1 protein-coding gene is annotated in these 535 nt (G+C 62.1%); it reads left to right on the forward strand.

What is annotated here, in order from left to right; genetic code table 11:
* On the forward strand, nucleotides 1-535 hold a 535-nt coding region (locus KP22_RS21080; RefSeq protein WP_039326373.1), incomplete at both ends, for a condensation domain-containing protein.

Consider the following 535-nt stretch of genomic DNA (forward strand, 5'->3'; position numbering starts at 1 on the left):
CCTGTTCGTCAATACGCTGGTGCTGCGCTGCCGGATAGCGGACGGCGCGACGGTGGGCGAGTTGCTGGCGCAGGTAAAAGCGACCACGCTGGCGGCGCAGGCGCATCAGGATCTGCCGTTCGAACAGCTGGTGGAGGCGCTGAATCCGGTGCGGAGTCTGGCGCACAGCCCGCTGTTCCAGACCATGCTGGCCTGGCAGGAAGATAATGGGCCGGCTTTGGCGCTGCAAGGAGTGCGAGCTACACCTTTTACCACCAGTCAGGTAACGGCCAAGTTCGATCTATTGTTGGCGCTAGAGGCGGTAGGCGATCGGATTGAGGGCAGTATCGAGTATGCCAGCAGCCTGTTCGACCGGAAGACGGTGGAGCGTTATGTCGGTTATCTGCAGCGTTTGCTGCGGGCGATGGTGCGGGATGCGGCGCAGGAAATCGCCCGGCTGCCGCTGCTGTCCGATGCTCAACGCCGTCAGGTGCTGTATGACTGGAACGAGACACGCACGGACTACCCGCGGGAACAGGGGATCCATCAGCTATTC

This window comes from Pectobacterium betavasculorum (genome assembly GCF_000749845.1).
In the GTDB taxonomy this organism is placed as follows: domain Bacteria; phylum Pseudomonadota; class Gammaproteobacteria; order Enterobacterales; family Enterobacteriaceae; genus Pectobacterium; species Pectobacterium betavasculorum.